The organism is Robertmurraya korlensis (assembly GCF_023715225.1).
Classification (GTDB): Bacteria; Bacillota; Bacilli; order Bacillales; family Cytobacillaceae; genus Robertmurraya_A.
In genome coordinates this window covers 1-467 of sequence record NZ_JAMBNS010000086.1, presented here as the reverse complement: position 1 = coordinate 467, position 467 = coordinate 1, and the positions used below count along the sequence as shown (strand labels likewise).

Below are 467 nucleotides of genomic sequence, written 5' to 3'. Positions count from 1 at the left end.
GCGTATGTACTGGAATTTGTTGATGAGCCAGACCCTAACGATCAACGTTTTGAAAGTAATGGGGTTAGTGTATTTGTCGATCCAAAAAGCTTAGTTTATCTTAATGGTTTGAAAATGGATTTTGTCAAAGAAGGTCTCAATGAAGGCTTTAAATTTAGTAATCCAAACCAAAAAGGTGAGTGTGGCTGTGGTGAATCTTTCACCGTTTAGTTTTTAATATTTTTTGTCAGTATAGTGATGGCTCGGTAGGGGAAGTTGAAAATGGTTAATTATTTTGAGTTGATGAATGTACCCCAACAATATCAAATTGATATAGCCAAACTTCAGCAGACCCTTCGCCAACTTCAATCTGAGTTCCATCCCGATAACAATCTTGATGCGTCTGTATCTGAGCAAAACCTTTCGCTATCTGCTAATACGGATGGTTTTTTGCGTGAATCAATCGCCAAATTATCCGCACTAAAGCC

The 467-nt window shown here is 37.9% G+C and carries 2 protein-coding genes; both read left to right on the top strand.

Going from position 1 to position 467, the window contains the following annotated elements:
- On the top strand, window positions 1–210 hold a 210-nt coding region (locus M3175_RS25940; protein WP_251524581.1), incomplete at its 5' end, for an iron-sulfur cluster assembly accessory protein.
- Between the two features lie 51 nt (window positions 211–261).
- The coding region (locus M3175_RS25935) for a hypothetical protein (protein ID WP_251524579.1) at window positions 262–467 on the top strand (206 nt) is incomplete at its 3' end.